Raw genomic sequence first — 19,558 nt, forward strand, 5'->3', positions numbered from 1 at the left:
CGCCGCCTGCCGGGCCGTCGGCCCCGCCGCCGTACCGGGCCCTAGTCCTCCGGCTCCCAGGCGTGGAGCAGGTCGAACAGCCGCCGGTCGCCGTCGAGCTCCAGGGAGTCCACCGGGATACGGCCGTAGAGGGCGAGGACCAGTTCCCCGGCCGTGCCCCGGGCGCAGGCGTCGGCGGCGGGCGCGGTGCCGGGCACGGGCAGCCGGGTGGCCCGTGCGCCGTCGGCGGACAGCGCCAGCCGCCAGGAGCGGCCTTCGGTGGCGTGATAGTCGACGACGGCGGGCTCGTGCGGCCAGGCGCTGGTCGTCGTGCAGCAGGTGGACAGGAACTCGGCCACACCGTCGAGCGCCGCCTCGTCCGGCAGCGGCTGCGCGGCGCCCACGGCGAGCTGGGCGTCGTAGGCGTGCACCGCGGCCTCCTGGACCTGGTGCCGGGCGACGGCACCGGCGGTCCGCGGCGATCCCGACACCGACCACCACGCCCAGCAGCCGGCCTCCGGGCCGGCCGCGCGCAGCGCGCTCAGCAGCCGCCGCGTCGACTCCGCCGACCACTCCAGCAGGGCGTCGCGGTCCCGGGGCGCGTCCGAGACGGCCTGCCTCTCGACCGGGGGAGCGCCGGCAGGGCCCGCGGCGACGACGGCGGCCCAGAAGCGGTGCCCGCCGCCCAGGTGCCGCACCAGATCGAACAGCGTCCATTCGGGGCAGGACGGCACCCGCGCGTCCAGGCCGGTCCCGGAGGACACCGCGGCCCGCAACGCGACGGACCGTTCGTCGATCAGCCGCAGCCGGGCGGGGAACTCGAGTACCTCGTGCACGCCGCTGTCTACCACCTGGCCCGCAGGAGCGCCACCGTCTTTCGGCCCGTGAGCCGTGGAAGCTCCCCGGCTCGCGCCGCCCTCAACCGTCCCCGCCCGGTTCAGAAGGCGTACCGGATGCGCAGCCACGGGGCGTGTGCCGCGACCAGGTCGCGCAGGGTGCGTACGGCCCGTGCCTTGACCTGATCGCCGTAGCGGACGTTCAGCGCGCCGTTCTCCGAGCGTTTGTCCTGTTGCAGTTCCGGCCGCCAGAGCAGTTCCTCGGCCCGGGGGTGCCAGCCCAGGTTGACCTGGTGCAGGTCCCGGTTGTGGGTGAGCAGGATCACCTCGGCGGCCGCCTGCCGTTTGACCCGCTCGGGCAGGACGTCGTCGAGCTGCCGGAGCACCTCGGCCCAGGCCTCCTCCCAGCCGGGGCGCAGCACCACGGGGGAGAGGTTGAAGTGGACCTCGTAGCCGGCGTCCAGGAAATCCGCCGCGGCGGCGATCCGGTCACCCACCGGCGACGTCCGTAGGTCCAGCAGCCGTGAGTCAGCCGCGGGCATCACGGAGAAGCGGATCCGGGTGCGGCCCCGGGGATCCAGCGCCAGCAGGTCCGGGTTGACGAACTTGGTGGCGAACGACGCCTTCGCGGTGGGCCAGCGGCGGAAGGCGCGCACCAGGTCCGCGGTGTTGTCGCTGATCAGCGCGTCCACCGAGCAGTCACCGTTCTCCCCGATGTCGTAGACCCAGGCCGACTCGTCGCACTGGTTGGGTTCCGGCTTGCGGCCCTGGCGGGCGATGTGCCGGGCCAGGTGGGCGATGATGGCGTCGATGTTGGTGAAGACCGTGACGGGGTTGGCGTACCCCTTGCGACGCGGGACGTAGCAGTAGGCGCACGCCATGGCGCATCCGTTGGAGGGGCCGGGGGCGATCCAGTCGGCGGACCGTCCGTTCGGCCGTGTGGTCAGCGTCTTGCGCTCGCCCAGGACCAGCGTCTCCCCCTTCACCCGCACCCAGCGCTCCACATTGCCCTCGTTGCCGTGCAGCCCCGGGATGCGCCAGTGGGAGTCCACCTCGATCAGTCCGGCTCCGGGGAAGCGGGCAAGGATCTGACGGCCGCGCGCGGAGGCCGCGGCGGCCGGTTCCGCGTAGATCGTCCGGACGGGCAGCAGCCGGCGGGCCGCGGCGGACTCGTGGAACGGCGGGCGGCCGTCCGGGTCGCGTCCGGAACCCGCGCCGCCGCACTCGGGAGTCCCCGGGACGACGTCCAGCGCGTCCAGGCCGAACAGGGCGTCGGCGCCGTCGTCGCCGGGGCCTGAGGAGGAGTACGTCATGCGCGTGCTGCCGAACAGTAGGGAGGGTCCCCGCGGGGGGCGGGGGCCACATTCCACTGTAGGCGGTCCGCCGTCCGCCATCGGCCACCTGACCGGCCCGCCAGGGTGAGCGGACGGCGTGCGTCACTTCTTCCGCTTGAGGGCCGACGGCTTGTGTACGGCCGTACGCCCGGACTTGTCGCTGCGCACCTCGTACTGGGGTGCGTCGGGCGAGGCGTCCACGGTGCGCCCGGACGCCTCGGTCCGCTCGGTGATCTTCTTCTCGACGGTGCCCGTGGTCTCGCGGCCGTGGCTGCGCCAGGCGACCTTGTCGCCCTCGGCCGGCTCTCCTCCGCCGGAAGTGTTCTTCTTCCTGGTCATGGCGGTGCTCCCTCGTGCGGGGTCGGTGCCTACCGCCAGGGTGCGCGCGGATGCCGGGGACCGCATCCGTGCCTCCGCGCCCGCTGCCCGGGCGGCCCGGCCTCGCGTGCCTCCCGCGGAACACGCCGGCGCGTGCGCCCGCGGGCGGCGCCGGGGCCCGGCGGCCGGTGGCGCGGCTTTGGCCGGGCCCGTGCCCGTCCGGCGGTGGGGAATCCGCGCCGAGGACGCCGCTCACACCCGGGCCGGTCCCGGCTCCGCATGGTCCCGTACCAGTTGCCGGAACGCCCGGGCCGCCGGGGACAGCTCTCCCGCTTCCGCGCCGGCCGGGGAGAAGGCCAGGGCCAGGGTCCGGTGCAGACGCGGCCGCAGCGGCCGGGTCACGACGGCACCCTCGGTGTTCCGCCACGCGTCCCGGCCGAGTGTGGGCACGATGCTGACGCCGAGTCCGCTGCCCACCATCGCGACGATCGCCGACAGCTGCGCCGCCTCGAACGCGACGTCCAGTTCGACCCCCGCGTCCCGGGCCGCCTGCCGGATCAGCGGACGGCAGCCGCCGGAGGAGAGGATGAACGGCTCCCTCGCCAGGGCGGACACCGGCACAGACGAGGCGTCCGCCAGGGGATGGGCCGCCGGGAGCAGAGCCACCATCTCGTCCGAGGCCAGTTCGACCGCCTCCAGTCCCGGCGCCGGACGTGTCAGCAGCCCGGCCTCGACGGCGCCCCGCTCCAGCCAGGCCCGTACGTCCCGGTCGAAACCCTCCAGCAGCCGCACCCGGACCTGGGGGTAACGGTCGGTGAACTCCGCGATCCGGGGTGCCAGCAGGGCGCCGGTGGCGGTCGGCAGCGAGGCCAGCCGCAGTTCACCCGTCACCTCGCCCGCGGCCGCCGCCACCTCGGTGCGCACCAGGTCGAAGTGGCGCACCGCCTCGCGCGCGTGCGCGACCGCACGCCGGCCGGGTTCGGTCAGCCGGACGCCGTCCCGGCCGCGGACGACCAGCCGGGCCCCGAGTTCGCTCTCCAGGGCGGCGACCGCGCGGCTGACCGCGGGCTGGGAGACCCCGGTCCGTTCCGCCGCCGCGGTGAAGCCGCCGTGGTCCACCACGGCCAGCAGTACGCGTAGTTGCGTAAGACGCATCACACTTCCCCGGAGATGTCGGCCGATCACCAGCGATCATGCGCGGACCGGCATGCGCACATACCGTCGCCGTCATTTGACCGCCGGTCCACCATGGCAGAAGGGTTCTGGCATGACCACCACATCCTCCGCAGTCCGCCGTGCCGAGATCGAGGTCGACGGCCGGTCCGCCTCCTACCTGACCGCCGGGAGCGACGACGCCCCGGCCGTCCTGCTCCTGCACGGCACCTACTGGAGCCGTGTCTGGCTGCCGGTGCTCGCGGACCTGGCCGCCGCCGGTCTGCGCCCGGTCGCCGTCGACCTGCCCGGGCTGGGGCGGTCGGCCGGAGAGCTGACGATGGAGAGGGCCGCGGTCCCGGCCCTGGCCTCCTGGGTCGCGCGGTTCGCCACCGCCCTCGGTCTGCCCGGGCCGCTGCGGGTGGCGGGGCACGACATCGGCGGTGCCGTCGCCCAGCACCTGCTCGCGGGACAGGACGCGGAGGTCGGGCGGATGGCACTGGTGAACTCGGTGAGCTACGACTCCTGGCCGGTCCCCGGCGTGGCCCGGTTCCGCGATCCGGCCGTACGGGCCGCCGTCACGGTGGAGGAACTGCTGGCCTCGCGCCGGGCCGCCCTGACGGCCGCGCTGGGCCGCCCGGCCGGGGAGGCCGAGATCACCGAGTACCTGGAGCCGTGGACCGACCCCCGCACCGTTCGCTCGTGGCTGTGCCTGGCCGCCGCGGCGGAGGCCCGCCACACGCTCGCCGCGCTCCCGGCCCTCAGGGCGTCGACCGCGCCGAAGCTGCTGGTGTGGGGGGAGGAGGACCGTTTCCAGCCGGTCGCCTACGCGGAGCGGTTCGTCACGGAGGTCCCGCACAGCACCCTGGTCCGGGTGCCGGGCGCGGGCCACATCCCGATGGAGAACGACGCCGCCGCCGTGGCCGGCGCTCTGGCCCGGTTCTTCCTCGGGCGCGCAGCCCAGGGGTGAGCCGCCCGGCGCATCCGTCCGGCGGAGGGCGGCCCGGCCGCGCCCGGCGGCCCGGCCCAGCCCTGAGGACCGTCGCCTGACGACCGCGCCGCCCCGTCCGGCGCGGTCAGACGAAGAACGCGTTCATGCCGGGGACATCGGAGAGGTAGGTCTCGATGCTCGCGATCCGGCCGTCGCGCAGCCGGCAGACGGTGGACAGGTGTTCGTCCAGCCGGACATCGCCTCGCCGGGCGGTGTTGTGCAGGGACAGCGCCATGTTCTCCCGGCTGACCAGGATGTGCAGCAGCCGGAAGTCGAGACCGTAGGAAGCGATCTTCCTGGCCCGCTCCACGACCGCGTCGGCACCCACGGCCGTACCGGAGACGGTGTTGTCACCGGGCAGCGTCCAGGTGGCGTCGTCGGTGAGCAGGGACCGGATGCCGTCCCAGTCACCGGCGGCGAGGCAGGCGTGGAACCGCGTGCCGAGCCGGTGCGCGGCCTCGTACTGGTCCTTGTGCGAGGGCATGGTTCCTCCACGGAAGCGCAGCTAAAGCAGTGATCTTTGCGTTAACGCAGCCTAGAGGACCTGCTGGTTAAAGCGCAACTCTTTGCTTTAAGGTGAGAGGGTGACCGTCAAAAGCAGAGACAGCCGTCCCGGAGGGCGCAGCGCCCGGGTGCGCGCCGCCGTGCACCGCGCGGTGGTGGAGCTTGTGCACGAAGTCGGCGCCGACAAGGTGACCGTCCCCGCGGTGGCGCGCCGCGCCGGCGTCAACCCAAGCTCGGTGTACCGCCGTTGGGGTACGGCCGCCGCCCTCCTCGCGGACGTGGCCGACCGGCGTCAGGACGAGGAGGCGCCCGAACTGTCCGGCGATCTCCGCGAGGATCTGGAGCGGGTGGCGGTCTGGACGCTCGCGGACCTGTCCCGGCCCGGAGGCGTGGCGTTCTTCCGTGCGGAGGTGGCACCGGACGTGGACGAACGCCGGGCCGGCCTGCGTGCCTGCCTGGAGCGGGTCAGTGCCCGCTTCCGGGCGCCGCTGGACGCCGCCGCCGGGCGCGGCGAGTCGGTGCCCACGCTGGAGCGCGTGCTCGACCGGGTGGTCGCGCCCCTCTACTTCCGGGTGGTGTTCTCGGTCCCGGGAACGGACGAACGGTACGCGCGCGACCTGGTGGCCGAACTGTGCGCCCGCGACGGGGCCGCTCCGTCGGCCAAGGAGCCCCCCGCACCTCGCTGACCTCGGGTTTCGGTGGCCGAAGTATCGGACGTGCGCGTTCTGTTGACACCCTCCGGGCGCTTCCTATCATCGAACCTTGTCCGTCACCACGATCAACATCCGAAATACCGAACCGATCAATCTATTGTCATGCGCATGCCCTGCTGGTCCATTGCCCGGTGGTGGGACGCCACCGGCCCCCACTCATCCCCAGGAGACCGCTCATGTCCGTGACACCGGCCCGCCCCGGGCGGGCCAGGCCGCTCGCCGTGCTGGCCCTCGTACTGGCCATGGCCACGGCCCTGCTCGGCGGCCGGGCCGCCGCCGGCGGCAGCGCCGTGGCCACCAGCGGCAGCGCCGTGGCCGCCGGCTCGCTGCCCTGTGACCTGTACGCGGCCGGCGGCACGCCCTGCGTGGCCGCGCACAGCACCACCCGCGCCCTGTACTCCGCGTACAGCAGCCGCCTCTACCAGGTGAAACGCGCCTCCGACGGTGCCACGCGGGACATCGGCGCGCTCGGCGCCGGCGGCTACGCCGACGCCGCCGCGCAGGACTCCTTCTGCGCGGGCACCAGCTGCCTGATCACCGTCATCTACGACCAGTCCGGCCGCGGCAACCACCTCACCCAGGCACCGCCCGGAGGATTCCAGGGCCCCGCCGCGGGAGGCTACGACAACCTGGCCGAGGCGTCCGCCGCACCGGTCACCGTCGGCGGCCACAAGGCGTACGGCGTCTTCATCGCCCCCGGCACCGGCTACCGGAACAACAACACCAACGGGATCGCGACCGGGGACCAGCCGGAAGGCATGTACGCGCTCCTCGACGGCAGCCACTACAACGGCGGTTGCTGCTTCGACTACGGCAACGCCGAGACCAACAGCCGCGACAACGGCAACGGCACGATGGAGACCGTCTACTTCGGCAACAGCAAGTCCTGGGGCTACGGCACCGGCAACGGCCCCTGGGTCATGGCCGACCTCGAGAACGGCCTGTTCTCCGGAGTCAACCGCGGCTACAACGCCAACGACCCCAGCGTCAGCCACCGGTTCCTCACCGCCGTGGTCAAGGGCGGACCGAACCACTGGGCGATCCGGGCCGGCAACGCCCAGTCGGGCGGCCTGTCCACGTACTACGACGGAGTGCGCCCCAACGCCTCGGGCTACAACCCGATGAAGAAGGAGGGGGCCATCATCCTCGGCATCGGCGGCGACAACAGCAACGGCTCCGCCGGCACCTTCTACGAGGGCGTGATGACCTCCGGCTACCCGTCGGACGCCACCGAGAACGCCGTACAGGCCAACATCAACGCGGCCGGGTACGCCACCTCCGCCCTGCCGGGCGCCCCCGCCGTGGGGTCCAGGGTCTCGCTGCGGGCCACCACCTCCTGCTGCACCACCGACTACCTCCGGCACAACACGGCCGACAACAACGCCGCCATCGGTGCGGTCTCCGCCTCCAGCCCGTCCGCCGACAAGGCCGCCGCCACCTGGATCGTGCGCGCCGGCCTGGGTGACGCCTCGTGCGTCTCCTTCGAGTCCGCCGACAAGCCAGGCCAGTACCTGCGCCACTACGACTTCCGGCTGCGCGTCGACGCCCTGGACAGCGGTGCGCTGTCCAGGCTGGACGCCACGTTCTGCCCGCAGCCGAGCCACAACGGCCAGGGCGTGTCCCTCCGGTCCGCAAACTATCCCGGCGACTTCGTCCGCCACTACGCGTACGACGCCTACGTCGCGAGCCACGGCGGCTCCCACGCCTGGGACAACGCCACCGCCTGGGCCGACGACACCAGCTGGGTCGTGACCTCCCCCTGGGCCTGACGCCCGCCGCGCGACACCCGCACTCCGGCCGTGCCACCCGACCCGGTGGCACGGCCGCCCCATGTGGCCCCCCAGGGCGAAACTTTCGCTTTTCCGGCAGACCGGACCGGAAACATCCGTCCCGTGCATTGTGCTTCCCGTGACGCCTTCCTAGCCTGGGAGCGCTCCCACGCACCGTGTCCGGCGGCACCGGCCGCGGCCGGCCCCACCTGGGCCGGCCCCCGACACGGACGGTCGTCCCGCCGAAGCGACGGCCGGTCCCCTCCGTCCCCGGGGGACCGGCCGTCCGTGGTCGTGACGCGTCGCCGGGTGCCGGTCAGCGACGGAACAGGGCGCCGGGGACGGCGTCGGCCAGGGCCTGGTAGCCGGCCGGGTTGAGGTGGAGGTGGTCACCGGTGTCGTAGGCCGGCCGCAGCCGGCCCGGGGCGTCCGGGTCCCGGACCGCCCGGTCGAAGTCGATGACCGCGTCGAACCCGCCGCCGGTGCGGATCCACTGGTTGACCTTCTGCCGGGCCGCCTCGTGGGCGCCGGCCGGGTCGTCGTAGCCGTTGCCGCCGAAGGGGGTGAGGGTGGCGCCGTAGACCTGGATGCCCTGGGCGTGGGCGCGGGTGACAATCTGCCGGTAGGCGCCGATGAGTTCGGCCGCGATGCGCTCGGAGTCCGCCGGGGAGGTGCCGGCGGTGCCGATGTCGTTGACGCCCTCGAAGACGATGAGCCGGTTGACGCCGCTCTGGGCGAGCACGTCGCGGTCCAGCCGGGCCAGGGCATTGGGGCCCAGCCCGTCCCGCAGGACGCGGTTGCCGCCCGCCGCCTCGTTGACCACGGCGATGTCCGCGGTGCCGGAGCGGGACGCCAGCCGCGCCTGCAGCCGGTCCGGCCAGCGGTCGTTGCCGTTGGTCGTGGATCCGCGGCCGTCGCTGAGCGAGTCGCCGAGGACGACGGTCGCGGAGCCGGCCGGCCTCGACCGGACCTCCAGCCCGCTCAGGAAGTACCAGTGGTCGACGGTGGTGGCGCCGGACAGGTCCGTGTCGTCCAGGTGGTCACCGGCGAGCAGGTAGGACGTCGTACGGGAACCGGGGTGCGAGGTGATGGCGGTGGAGGCCTGCCCGTGCGCGAGGTACAGCGTCACGGTGAGGTTGGCTCCCGGTGCCACGTCGAAATCCAGCGGATCACTGACCGCCTGCGCGCCCTGCGGGATGTCGAAGCCCGGCTGCCCGCCGAACGTCACCCGCCGCGAACTGCCCGGCACGATCGCGCCGACGCCCGCCTTGCCGCCGGCCGGACGGGCCACGGAGACGGCCGTCACGGGCAGGTCGGCGCCGCCGAAGGCGTTGGACAGGCGCAGCCGTATGCGCGTGCCGCCCACCCCGACGTGCACGGTCTGCCGCAGCGTGGCGTTGTCGAGGACGCGGTCGCTCTGGGTGAACGGCGCCGGGGGCATGTTGCCCGGCTCGGTCAGCTGGGGCATGGACACCCAGGTGTCCAGCCAGTGACCGCTCCCGGCCGTCATGGCGGCCGGCCGCGCGGGAGCGGAACCGCCGCTCGGCGGACCGGCCGTGCCGGACGACGCGTGCGGGGTGAGGCCCACCGTGGCGACGACCGCCGCGGCGGCGACCACGTACGACGCTGCTCGCTTCATGAGAAGGTTCCTCCAACTGGTCCGATTGCTGGGGCCGGTGTGCGTCAGGCCTGCTCCGCCACCGGGTGTGCGGCCGTGCCGGATCCGGGCTCCGGGCCGGAGACCGCCGCCACGAGGGCGTCCGCCTCCGCGTCCGGTTCGGGCAGGAGCAGGCCCAGGCCCGTGTAGACGACGAGCGAGGTGACCAGCGGGGTGACGACCACCGTGGTCTGTGAGGCCCCGTCCAGGCCGTACTTGACGAGGAAGTAGCCGCCGAGACCGAGCGCCCAGGACGTGAGGGCCGCTCGGGGACCGCAGCGGCGGAAGGCGGGCAGCAGTCCGAGCAGCATCGGAATGGAGATCGGTCCCATCACGGCCGCGACCATGCCGACGATGATGCCGAGGACTCCGCCGAAGTGGTCCGCCTCGATGGCCACGACCATGGAGACGGTGATGAAGACGACCGTGACCACCCGCGCCGCCCGCAGGCCGCGCGCGGTGCTCACCCCGCGGAAACCGGGCAGGACGGCGGGCAGGATGTCACGGGTGACCACCGCCGAGATGGCGTTCGCGTCCGAGGAGGCCATGGCCATGGTGTGCGAGAACATGCCCGCGAGGGTCAGCCCGACCAGGCCCACGGGCAGGTACGACTTGGCCATCAGGGCGTAGGTCTGCTGCGGGTCGGCGATGTGCGGCATGAGCACCGGCGCGGCGACCGCCGGCAGCAGCAGCACGGCCGGCCACACGAGGTAGAGGACCGCCGACAGACCGGCCGAACGGCGGGCGGACCGGGGCGAGTCGGTGGCCATGTACCGCTGCGCCAGGTTCCACATCCCGCCGTTGTACTCGAACAGCTTCACGACGACGTACGCGGTCAGGAAGCCGGCCGTGTAAGGGCCGACGAGGGGGTCGGTGTGCCCGGCCGGGAGCCGGTGCCACAGGGTGCCGGAGCCGGAGACGCCGCCGAGCCGGTCGAGGACGACCCACATCATCGACAGCGCGGCCACACCCTGGATGACGAACTGCCCGAACTCGGTGAGCGCGTCCGCCCACAGCCCGCCGACCGTGCAGTACAGCAGGGTGACGACGCCGGTCAGCAGGATTCCGTGGGTCATCGACATGCCGGTGAAGACCTTCAACAGCACTGCCACGGAAGCCCACTTGGCGGCCACGTCGAAGACCTTGAGCAGGGCGCCGCTCCACGCCAGCGCCTGCTGGGTGGGCAGGTTGTAGCGGCGCACCAGGTACTCCAGCGGGGAGGCGACCCGGTAGCGCTCGCGCAACCGGTTCCACCGGGGGGCGAAGATCCAGGCGCCCACGCCGGTACCCAGGGCGAGCGGCAGGAAGGCCCAGACGTAGACGGTGATGCCGTAGTTGTAGGCCACCGCCGCATAGGCGACGAAGACGGCGGCGCTGTAGCCGGACATGTGGTGCGAGATGCCGGTCAGCCACCAGGGCATCCTGCCGCCACCGGTGAAGTAGTCGGAGACATCGCCGACACGCCGGTGCGACCACAGGCCGATCAGGAGCATCACCAGGAAGTAGGCGCCTACGGCCGCCCAGTCGAGCCAGTGCATGGGAGGACCTTCTTGTCGTGGGGACGGCGGCAGGAGACGCGGGCATCGGGACGGGCGGGGAGCTGTGGGCCGGGCCGGTCCGGTGTCACCAGCGCGGTGACTTCTTCTCGTACGACGGGTCCAGCCGCCGCATGTACCCGGTGTCGTCCCGGTTGCGCAGTCCGCAGCGCAGGTACTGCTCGTGCAGCCGGGCCAGCGCGTCGCGGTCCAGTTCCACGCCGAGCCCGGGGGAGCGGGGGACGGCGACCGAGCCGGCGCGGAAGCCGAGCACGCCCGGGACGATCACGTCTTCCGCCGGGTCCTTCCACGGCCAGTGGGTGTCGCAGGCGTAGGTGAGGTTCTCGGTGGCGGCGGCGAGGTGGGTCATCGCGGCCAGGCTGATGCCGAGATGGGAGTTGGAGTGCATGGACAGACCCATGCCGAAGGTGGCGCAGATCCCGGCGAGCAGCTTGGAGCGGTGCAGGCCGCCCCAGTAGTGGTGGTCGGACAGGATGACCTGGACGGCGTCGTCGCGTACCGCGGAGGGCAGTTCGTCGAAGGCGACCACGCACATGTTGGTGGCCAGCGGCATCGGCGCCTCCCGGGCGACCCGGGCCATGCCCTCCTGGCCGGGGGTCGGGTCCTCCAGATACTCCAGGACGCCTTCCAGCTCGCGGGCCACCTTCAGCGAAGTCTCCACCGTCCACGCCGCGTTGGGGTCCAGACGCAACGGGAGGCCGGGGAAGGCGTCCCGGAGCGCGAGGACCGCCTCCACCTCCTGTCCGGGCGGCATCACCCCGCCCTTGAGCTTGATCGCCCCGAAGCCGAACTCCGCCACCAGGCGCCGGGCCTGCGCCACGATGCCGTCCGGGTCCAGGGCGGGTCCCCACGCGTCGGGCTCGTGGCCGGGATGCGCGGCCCACTTGTAGAACAGGTAGGCGCTGAAGGGCACATGGTCGCGGACGGCGCCGCCGAGCAGGTCGCTGACGGGCCGGCCGGCGGCGCGGCCCTGGATGTCCAGGCAGGCCACCTCGAAGGGGGAGAAGACCCGGTCGACCGTACTGCTGGTGGTGATCATGCCGGTCAGGCCGTGGCCGTCGGCGCCGCGGTCGTCACCGATCACATCGGCGACACGGCGGCGCATCGTGCCGAGGGCGTGGACGCGCATGCCGGTGATCGCGTCGGCCGCCGAGCGCAGCCTGCGCAGATGCCCCTCGTCGGCATAGGTCTCGCCCAGACCGGTGATGCCCTGGTCCGTCGTCACCTCGACCACGGCGCGCAGTGCGTACGGTTCGTGGACGCCGACGGCGTTGAGCAGGGCGGGGTCCTTGAACGCCACCGGTGTGATGTCGACGCGGGTGATCGTCGGGTGCTCGCTCATCGGATCGCCGCACCCTTCGCGATGATCTCCTCCAGTTCGGCCAGATGCCCGGGTGTCGGATCGGTCAGCGGGGGACGCACGCCTCCCACGTCGAGGCCGCGCAGCCGGACGGCCGCCTTGACCAGGGCCACCGCGTAGCCGGGCACGCGTTCGCGCAGCGCGATCAGGGGGTGGAAGAAGCCGGCCAGCAGCCGCTGGGCCAGGTGGTCGTCGCCGGTCGTGACGGCCCGGTGGAAGGCCAGGGCGGTCTCGGGGGCGAAGCAGAACACCGCCGAGGAATACAGCTCCACGCCTATGGCCCGGTAGGCGAGTTGGGTCCCCTCGGCGGTGGGCATGCCGTTGAAGAACTGGAACTCCTCCCCGCCGGTGGCCGGGTCCGCCCGGACCGCGGTCACGATCCGGGCCAGCAGGTCCAGGTCGCCGGTGCCGTCCTTGAACCCCATCACCTGGGGCAGCCGCGCCACTTCGAGAGCCGCCGGCACATCGAACCGGGCGGTGCCGCGCTGGTAGACGATCACCGGCAGGGAACTGGCGGCGACGACCTCGCGCACATAGGCGACCAGCCCGGCGGGCGGCCCCGCCACCAGGTACGGCGGCATCAGCAGCAGTCCGTCCGCACCGGCCTCCTCGGCGACCCGCGCGTACTGGCGGCCGAGGGCCGACGCGCCGCCCGTGCCCGCGAACACCGGCACCCGGCCACCCACCACGCGCACCGCCGTACGCACCACCGAGGCGAACTCCTCCGGGCCCAGCGCATGGAACTCCCCGGTCCCGCAGGCGACGAAGACACCGCCCGCTCCGGCCTCGATCCCCGCTTTCAGATGCTCCGAAAGTTTCGCTGTGTCAACCGAACCGTCTTTCGCGAAGGGGGTGACGGGAAAGAAGAGAATGCCCTTCAGCACGCTGACCTCATCCGGTGTTAGTCATATATGTGAATGGACGTCACGATGACGAATGGTCGGTGGGAATGTATGGTCAGCCGCCGAGCCGGGTCAAGGTGTGTGCAGGGCTCATCTGGGCTGTCGACGCACCTTCCTCCCGGTGTTCGAGCCTCCGCAATCGGTCGAACGGTCAGCGAAACTTTCGGGAGGATGTCGGACGGCACCGCGCTGGTCGGCGTGCCCGACGAAGGCGCCGGCGAGCGCCCCTGGCTGCTCGGCCGCACCCTCTCTCACCCCGTCGAACTCGGTGGTGTCACCTTCCGGCCCGGCGCTGGGAGGAGCCGGGCGAACACGGCGCGTACGTCCCGTTCGGCGCGGGCCCCTACACCTGTGCCGGCGCGGCGGTGGCGCAGACGCTGCTGACCGAGTCGCTGACCGCCCTCACCCGCGACGGGGAGGCAGGTGAACAGCCATGGCCGCATCGATGCGACGCATCTTCAGCGACAAGCCCGCCCGCCGCTGGTTCTGGTGCTGAGCACCAGGGGCTGGTACTGGTACTGAGTACCAGGGCAGCACGAGGCCCGGAAGCCGCCCCCGGCTTCCGGGCCGTCCCGTACCTGGCGGGGAGGCCGGCGGCTTGGGGCGCGGGCGGCACGTTCATTCGGTCCTACAACACGTCGGTGCGCACAGGGCGGCCGATGTCGGACGGCCAGCCGGGTCTGACACGGGCCACGAAGTCCGGGAAGTCATCCCGTAGATACCGCGGGTCGGACGGCTTCAGCCGGACCTGCCGGCGGCTGTCCGCCCACCAGACCTCGAAATCAGCGACAGTGCCCTCGACGGGCCAGCGCTCTGTCCGCTCCGGCAACAGCAGGACGTCGACGAAGCCACCGACGTCCCGTCCGATGTCCACGAAGAGTCCGATCGCCCCAGGTCTGGGCACCTTCACCACGGTGCCCCGGAAGACCTGCCCGAAGCGCAGATCCCCCTGGAAAGCCTCCCACTCCGCGTCCGTCATCACGAAGCGCATCTTCGCAGTCCCGCCCGTGCGGGAAGCAGCCCGGCCCCGGAACGCGACCATGCCGGCGGCCCCGTGTGTGTCCGGGGCCGTCAGAGGACGTCGGCGAGGCGGTCCACCTGGTTGGGGTCCCGGCCGTGGCAATAGAGCATGACCTCGTCGGCGCCCAGGTCGGTGAAGACGGCGATCGCGGCGCGGATCTCGGCGGGTGTGGTCAGCAGGTCGGCCACCATGCTGTCGGCCATGCCGGTGAAGGTGTAGTAGGCGTGCATGGTGGCCCGGGCGTCGTCGATGACGTCTTCGGGGCCCAGCGCGACGTTGACCTGCGCGACCATGCGGGGTTCGCCCTCGCGTCCGTACTCCTTCCAGAACGCGCGGACGGTCTCGAACAAGCCGCCTGCCCAGGAAGGCGCCGCGGCGGAGAGGAAGCCATCGCCCCAGCGCGCGACGCGTTCCAGCGCGACGGGCCGGAAGCCGCCGAACAGCACTTCGGGGCCGCCGGGCCGGGCGGGAGCGGGGCCGATCGGGCCGGCTCCCTCGCCGTACGGCTCGCCCGACCACAGGCGGCGCAGCACCGCCATCTGTTCGTCCAGGCGCCGGCCCCGGGTGTGCTTGTCGATGCCCGTGGCCCGGTGGTCGTCATCCCGGCCGCCGACGCCGAGGCCGAGGACCAGGCGTCCGTCGGTCATCCGGTCCAACGTGGCCGCCTGCTTGGCCAGAAGGGCCGTGTCGCGCAGCGGGGCGAGGAGCACCTCGGTCTGGACCCGGACACGGGAGGTGGCGCCGGCCAGCACGGCGAGGGCCACCAGCGGCTCCGGGTTGTGGTAGACGAGCCGGTCGAGCAGGCCGAGCGTGCTGAACGGCCCGGCGTCGGCGCGCTGGGCCCAGGTCAGCAGGGCGGCAGGGTCGCCGATGGGCAGGCCGATACCGATGTTCATGAAGGAACCTCCGGAAGGAAGGGTCGCCGAAGACAGCTGCCGCCCCTCCGGCGCCTCAGCGAGGCGGAACGCTCCCGCACTGCGGCGTACTTCCGGGGAGCCTCTCATCGAAGTGCCCTCAGCCTAGGACGGCCGGATCCCCGGGGCAAAGCAATTTCCGGGCCCCGGCTCTCAACTCCCTTGCGCTCAACGGAGATTTGACCACATCGCCCCCCGTGTGCCGGCCGTCCACCTGAATCCCGGGGCGCGCGCAAAAGGAGTGGCCCGGCCTGCCGGCCGCTCGGTACGGTCGCCGCCATGGCGATGGTGGGAGCTCCGGGACGGGTGGGGTTCGACGCGCGGGCGGGGTCCGAGCCGTCCGGCGCGCGGGGTGGGCGACGAGCGGTGTCGGGCGCGGGCGAACCGGCGTCGACCAGGCGATGCGGATGAGGGGCGGGACCGTGTCCACCGTCCCCGCGGCCCGCGAGGGCCGACGAGCCCGGGCCCTGCTGCTCGTCCTGTGCGGCACCATCTTCCTCGAGGGCAGCGACGTCGCCATGCTGGCCGTCGCCGTCCCCGGCATCCGCGCCGACCTCGGCCTGACCACCGGCACCACGGCGTGGGTGATGAGCGGCTATGTGCTCGGCTACGCCGGTTTCACCCTGCTCGGCGGCCGCGCCGCCGATCTGCTGGGCAGGCGGCGGATGTTCCTCACCTGGCTGGGCGTCTTCCTGGTCTTCTCCATGCTGGGCGGCTTCGCGACGACCGGCTGGATGCTGGTCGTGGCCCGGTTCGTCACGGGCGTTGCGTCGGCCTTCATGACCCCCGCCGCGATGTCGATCATCACGACCTCCTATCCGGAGGGGCCACGGCGCGACAAGGCCCTGCTGGTCTTCGCCGGTGTCGGCGCAGGCGGCTTCTCGCTGGGCCTCGTCATCGGCGGACTCCTGACCGGACTCGGCTGGCGCTGGGTGTTCTTCGCCCCGGTGTTCCTGGCCGTCGCCATCCTGCTCGCGGCGCTCGTACTGCTGCCGGCCGAGACCCGTCCCCAACCCAGGTCACGGGGGATCGACTTGACCGGCGCGGCCTGCGCCGCCGCCGCGATGCTGCTTTTCGCCTACGGCATCACCCGGCTCGAACACCCGGGCACGGGAGGGGCCTTGACCCTTGGCGCGTTCGTCGCGGGAGCGGTGCTGGTGGCGGCGTTCGTCGTGGTCGAGCGGCGTGCCAAGGTCCCGCTCGTCCGGCTGGGGATCTTCCACAAGACCGCGATGGTGCGGGCCGACCTCGGCGCGTCGCTGTTCCTGGGCGCGTTCTTCGGCTTCCAGTTCATCGTCACGCTCTACTTGCAGGAACTGCGCGGCTGGTCCTCCCTGCGGGCCGGGATCGCGCTGATCGCCATGGGCTGCGACGCCGTGCTGGCGCCCGTCCTCACCCCGCGCCTGGTGAGCCGCTACGGCACCAGCAGGGTGATCTTCGGAGGCTTCCTGCTGGCGGTCGTGGCCTACGGACTCTTCCTGCCGGTCCGGGCGGACTGGTCGTACGCGGTGATGTTCCCGAGCCTGATCACGGCGGGCACCGCCTTCGCCCTCGCCTACGGGCCGCTCACCATCGCGGCGACGGACAGCGTGGCGGAGGACGAGCAGGGTCTGGCCGGCGGACTGCTGTACACCTTCACCCAGTTCGGCTCGGCGGTCGGGATCTCCGCGGTGACCGCGGTGTACGGGATCGCGGTGGCCGGTGCCGACGGTTCACCGGGCGCGGTGCTGGACGCCTACCGCACCGCGCTCGTCGTCCCGGTGGCCATGGTGCTGCTGGGCGCGGCGGTCTCCGCCTCCGGCCTGCGCGGCACCAGGCCCGCCGGCGGGGGGAAGGGCGCGTCACCCGAGGCCGGCGACCGTGCCGGGGCGGACCGGTGAACGGGGGATGAACGGGTACGGGGCCACATCGACAAGCGGGTCCACCCCACCCTGACGCACTACCGGTACTGCTCTCACCTCATCCGGTCCGGTGAGCGGGGGAAGCGGGGGTGCAGGGGCGGGTGCGGACGAGGTCGTGGGTGAGTCGGACGAAGGCGCGTGCGGCGGCGCTCCGGTAGGCGTCGGTGCGGGCGAGCAGGGCGACGGTGCGGTCCGGCAGGGGCGGGTCGAGCGGGATGACGGTGAGGTCGGGGTGCTCGTGGGCGAGGGCGTCGGGCAGCACGGTGGCCAGCGTGGTCCGCTGGACGATCGCGGTGAGGGCCTGGATGGAGTTGGCCTCCACCGCGGTGCGGGGGCTGATGCCGTGCTGGTCGAAGTAGCGGTCGATGTGGGTGCGCGTGGCGAAGTCCGCGGTGAGCAGAGCGAGTTGCATCCGGGCGAGGTCCTCCACGGGTAGTGCGCTCCGGTCGCCGGCGGGATGACGGGTGCCGGTGACGAGGGTGAGGCTTTCGGTGAACAGTTCGGTGGCGGTGATGCCGGGCAGGTGGGTGCCGGTGAAGGCGATGCCGAGGTCGATCTCGTCGGCCAGCAGACCGGCCTCGATGCGGTCCTGGGTCATCTCCCGCAGGGTCAGGGTGATGCCGGGGTGGCGTGTGTGGAGTTCGGCGGCGAGCGGTCCGGTGAGGTAGGCGGTGAAGGTGGGGGTGACGGCGAGGCGCAGATGACCGCGGGAGAGGTCGTGCACGTCGTGGACGGCGCGTTCGGCGGCGGCGAGGTCGCGCAGGGCGCGGCGCGCGTGCTGGACGTAGGCCTCGCCGGCGTCGGTGAGGCGCACCGTGCGGCCGCCGCGGTCCAGCAGCCGGGCGCCGAGCAGTCTCTCGAGCTGCTTGATCTGCTGGGAGAGCGTCGGCTGGGAGACGTGCAGTTCTTCGGCGGCGCGGGTGAAGGTGCCGTTCTCGGCCACGGCGAGCAGGTAGCGCAGATGACGGAGTTCCAAGGCCATCCCGGAACTATAGATGACACCTATAGGAGCTAGGTCCGGTAAGTCTTGGACGCTATAGGGCACGGTCATGCATGGTGGGACGCGTCGGCCCGTCAGGGGCGGTGATCCCATCGAAGGGGAGTGATCCCATGCGTCATCTCGCGGAGGGCGTCGCGCGGTTCCAGCGGGACGTCTTCCCGGCCAAGGCGGCCCTTTTCGCCGGTCTGGCCGGTCAGCACGGCCCGCACACGCTGTTCATCGGCTGCTCGGACGCCCGTGTCGTCCCGGAGCTGATCACGGACAGTGAACCGGGCGAGCTGTTCGTCGTGCGCACCGCCGGCAACCTCGTACCCGCTCACGGTCCCTGCCCGGACGGGGTCGCGGCGAGCGTCGAGTACGCCGTCGCGGTCCTGGGCGTCACGGACGTCGTGGTGTGCGGGCATTCGGCCTGCGGCGCGATGACCGCCCTCGCCCGGCACCACGATCTGTCCGGCGCCCGGGCGGTCGCCGCCTGGCTGCGGCATGCGGACGCCTCCAGGGCCCGCACCGCTCGCGCCGGCGACGTCGAGGCGCTGGTACGGCAGAACGTGCTCGCGCAGCTGGCGAACCTGGCCACCCATCCCTCGGTCGCCCGCGGCCTGGTGGAACGGACGCTCACCCTGCACGGCTGGGTCTACGACATCGCCTCCGGCCGCGTCGACGACCTCGCCCCCGGCGGCCACCCGGCCGCCGAGGTGGCCTGACCTCCGGCTCACACACCCCCTCTCACCCTTCTCTCGAGGAGCGTCATTCTCATGGTGCACGCACAGTTCGACCCCGCCGCCCGCCAGGCCCTCGCCGTGAAGGCGGTCGAGGCCAAGACCCGCAAGGACCTCACCTGGGAGCGGATCGCCGACGCCGCCGGTCTGTCGGTGGCCTTCACCACCGCCGCCGTACTCGGCCAGCACGCCCTGCCGCGGGAGTCGGCCGAGGCCGTCGCGGAACTGCTGGGCCTGGACGAGGACGCGGTGCTGCTGCTGCAGACGATCCCCACCCGGGGCTCGATCCCCGGCGGCATCCCGACCGACCCGACGATCTACCGCTTCTACGAAATGCTCCAGGTCTACGGCACCACGCTCAAGGCACTCGTCCACGAGCAGTTCGGCGACGGGATCATCTCCGCGATCAACTTCAAGCTGGACGTGAAGAAGGTCGCCGACCCCGAGGGCGGCGAGCGCGCGGTCATCACGCTGGACGGCAAGTACCTGCCGACCAAACCGTTCTGACAACCTGAGGCCGTTCTGACAACCCACTCCGCGGGGGAGGGGCCGACCGGTTCCGGTCCCTCCGGCGGTCTCCCGCGGGCCTGGCGGTTCCGCCCTCTTGCGGGCGGGAGCGGTCCGCGTCGCCCTCGCCGCGGCACGGCACCCGGCGGCGCCGGCCCGCGGCCGGCAGGTGGCCCAGGACAAGGCACTCCGCGGCGATCACGCCGCGCACGGCGGTGACGGCCGCCCCGTCGAAGGGCATCCGATGCACGTCGGAAGAGTCGCCCGCGTGCGGCCCCGAGCCGGTGCCGACGGGCCCACGACGAGCAGCACGGACGACCCCCCCGGCGGTAAGCCCGGCGCAGCACCGCGCGCGAGCGATCGCGCTGCGGCCGGGCGGCGACGACGAGCCGGCCGACCACCACGCACAGCGTCCCGGTCAGTAG

The 19,558-nt window shown here is 72.6% G+C and carries 18 protein-coding genes; 6 read left to right on the forward strand and 12 right to left on the reverse strand.

What is annotated here, in order from left to right; translation table 11 throughout:
- Positions 1-41: 41 nt before the first annotated feature.
- The 4 genes from AB0E62_RS36300 to AB0E62_RS36315 form a co-directional block, all read right to left on the reverse strand.
- On the reverse strand, positions 42-815 hold the full coding sequence (locus AB0E62_RS36300; protein WP_362204103.1) for a maleylpyruvate isomerase family mycothiol-dependent enzyme: 774 nt from the start codon (positions 813-815) through the stop codon (positions 42-44).
- Between the two features lie 101 nt (positions 816-916).
- Complete coding sequence (locus tag AB0E62_RS36305; protein WP_362204106.1) at positions 917-2,128, reverse strand: spore photoproduct lyase family protein; 1,212 nt, start codon at positions 2,126-2,128, stop codon at positions 917-919.
- 123 nt (positions 2,129-2,251) lie between these two features.
- Positions 2,252-2,488, reverse strand: a complete 237-nt coding sequence (locus AB0E62_RS36310) for a DUF2945 domain-containing protein (protein WP_362204109.1) — start codon at positions 2,486-2,488, stop codon at positions 2,252-2,254.
- A 231-nt stretch (positions 2,489-2,719) separates the two neighbouring features.
- Positions 2,720-3,622: a LysR family transcriptional regulator gene (locus AB0E62_RS36315; protein ID WP_362204112.1), complete on the reverse strand. Its 903-nt coding sequence runs from the start codon at positions 3,620-3,622 to the stop codon at positions 2,720-2,722.
- A 112-nt stretch (positions 3,623-3,734) separates the two neighbouring features.
- Between AB0E62_RS36315 and AB0E62_RS36320 the strand changes: the two genes are divergently transcribed.
- Complete coding sequence (locus AB0E62_RS36320) at positions 3,735-4,589, forward strand: alpha/beta fold hydrolase (protein WP_362204115.1); 855 nt, start codon at positions 3,735-3,737, stop codon at positions 4,587-4,589.
- 106 nt (positions 4,590-4,695) lie between these two features.
- Here the strand turns inward: AB0E62_RS36320 and AB0E62_RS36325 are convergent, their stop codons facing one another.
- Positions 4,696-5,094 (reverse strand): nuclear transport factor 2 family protein, encoded by a 399-nt coding sequence (locus AB0E62_RS36325; protein WP_362204118.1) that lies wholly within the window; start codon positions 5,092-5,094, stop codon positions 4,696-4,698.
- Positions 5,095-5,194: 100 nt separating this feature from the next.
- On the opposite strand from AB0E62_RS36325, the gene AB0E62_RS36330 reads away from it, so the two are divergent.
- Together AB0E62_RS36330 and AB0E62_RS36335 are read left to right on the forward strand one after the other, a co-directional pair.
- Complete coding sequence (locus AB0E62_RS36330) at positions 5,195-5,800, forward strand: TetR/AcrR family transcriptional regulator (RefSeq protein WP_362204121.1); 606 nt, start codon at positions 5,195-5,197, stop codon at positions 5,798-5,800.
- A 269-nt stretch (positions 5,801-6,069) separates the two neighbouring features.
- The gene (locus AB0E62_RS36335) at positions 6,070-7,596 is read left to right on the forward strand and encodes an alpha-L-arabinofuranosidase B (RefSeq protein ID WP_362204209.1); all 1,527 of its coding nucleotides are present in this window, start codon (positions 6,070-6,072) and stop codon (positions 7,594-7,596) included.
- Between the two features lie 316 nt (positions 7,597-7,912).
- Here AB0E62_RS36335 and AB0E62_RS36340 read toward each other — a convergent pair whose 3' ends face one another.
- The 6 genes from AB0E62_RS36340 to AB0E62_RS36365 form a co-directional block, all read right to left on the reverse strand.
- Positions 7,913-9,235, reverse strand: a complete 1,323-nt coding sequence (locus AB0E62_RS36340) for an SGNH/GDSL hydrolase family protein (protein WP_362204124.1) — start codon at positions 9,233-9,235, stop codon at positions 7,913-7,915.
- 44 nt (positions 9,236-9,279) lie between these two features.
- Positions 9,280-10,791, reverse strand: coding sequence for a sodium:solute symporter family protein (locus tag AB0E62_RS36345; protein WP_362204127.1), 1,512 nt, complete (start codon positions 10,789-10,791; stop codon positions 9,280-9,282).
- Positions 10,792-10,876: 85 nt separating this feature from the next.
- A complete protein-coding gene (locus tag AB0E62_RS36350; protein ID WP_362204130.1) occupies positions 10,877-12,151 on the reverse strand; it encodes a glucarate dehydratase family protein in 1,275 nt (424 codons plus the stop codon).
- Positions 12,148-13,053 carry a 5-dehydro-4-deoxyglucarate dehydratase gene (locus AB0E62_RS36355; RefSeq protein WP_362204132.1) on the reverse strand — a complete coding sequence of 302 codons (906 nt, stop codon included), beginning with the start codon at positions 13,051-13,053 and terminating at the stop codon, positions 12,148-12,150. Before AB0E62_RS36355 ends, AB0E62_RS36350 begins: the two co-directional genes overlap by 4 nt.
- 646 nt (positions 13,054-13,699) lie before the next feature.
- Positions 13,700-14,050, reverse strand: a complete 351-nt coding sequence (locus tag AB0E62_RS36360; protein WP_362204134.1) for a hypothetical protein — start codon at positions 14,048-14,050, stop codon at positions 13,700-13,702.
- A 92-nt stretch (positions 14,051-14,142) separates the two neighbouring features.
- Complete coding sequence (locus AB0E62_RS36365; RefSeq protein ID WP_362204137.1) at positions 14,143-14,988, reverse strand: LLM class flavin-dependent oxidoreductase; 846 nt, start codon at positions 14,986-14,988, stop codon at positions 14,143-14,145.
- A gap of 440 nt (positions 14,989-15,428) precedes the next feature.
- Here AB0E62_RS36365 and AB0E62_RS36370 point away from each other — a divergent pair, with 440 nt between their 5' ends.
- The gene (locus AB0E62_RS36370) at positions 15,429-16,886 is read left to right on the forward strand and encodes an MFS transporter (protein ID WP_362204140.1); all 1,458 of its coding nucleotides are present in this window, start codon (positions 15,429-15,431) and stop codon (positions 16,884-16,886) included.
- A 79-nt stretch (positions 16,887-16,965) separates the two neighbouring features.
- On the opposite strand, the gene cynR is transcribed toward AB0E62_RS36370, so the two are convergent.
- On the reverse strand, positions 16,966-17,889 hold the full coding sequence (cynR, locus tag AB0E62_RS36375; protein WP_362204143.1) for a transcriptional regulator CynR: 924 nt from the start codon (positions 17,887-17,889) through the stop codon (positions 16,966-16,968).
- A 128-nt stretch (positions 17,890-18,017) separates the two neighbouring features.
- Here cynR and AB0E62_RS36380 point away from each other — a divergent pair, with 128 nt between their 5' ends.
- Both AB0E62_RS36380 and cynS read left to right on the forward strand, forming a co-directional pair.
- Positions 18,018-18,611 carry a carbonic anhydrase gene (locus tag AB0E62_RS36380; protein ID WP_362204146.1) on the forward strand — a complete coding sequence of 198 codons (594 nt, stop codon included), beginning with the start codon at positions 18,018-18,020 and terminating at the stop codon, positions 18,609-18,611.
- A 51-nt stretch (positions 18,612-18,662) separates the two neighbouring features.
- Positions 18,663-19,133, forward strand: coding sequence for a cyanase (cynS, locus tag AB0E62_RS36385; RefSeq protein ID WP_362204149.1), 471 nt, complete (start codon positions 18,663-18,665; stop codon positions 19,131-19,133).
- Positions 19,134-19,558 lie beyond the last annotated feature (425 nt).

Origin of the sequence: Streptomyces sp. NPDC038707, assembly GCF_040636485.1 — a bacterium.
Classification (GTDB): domain Bacteria; phylum Actinomycetota; class Actinomycetes; order Streptomycetales; family Streptomycetaceae; genus Streptomyces.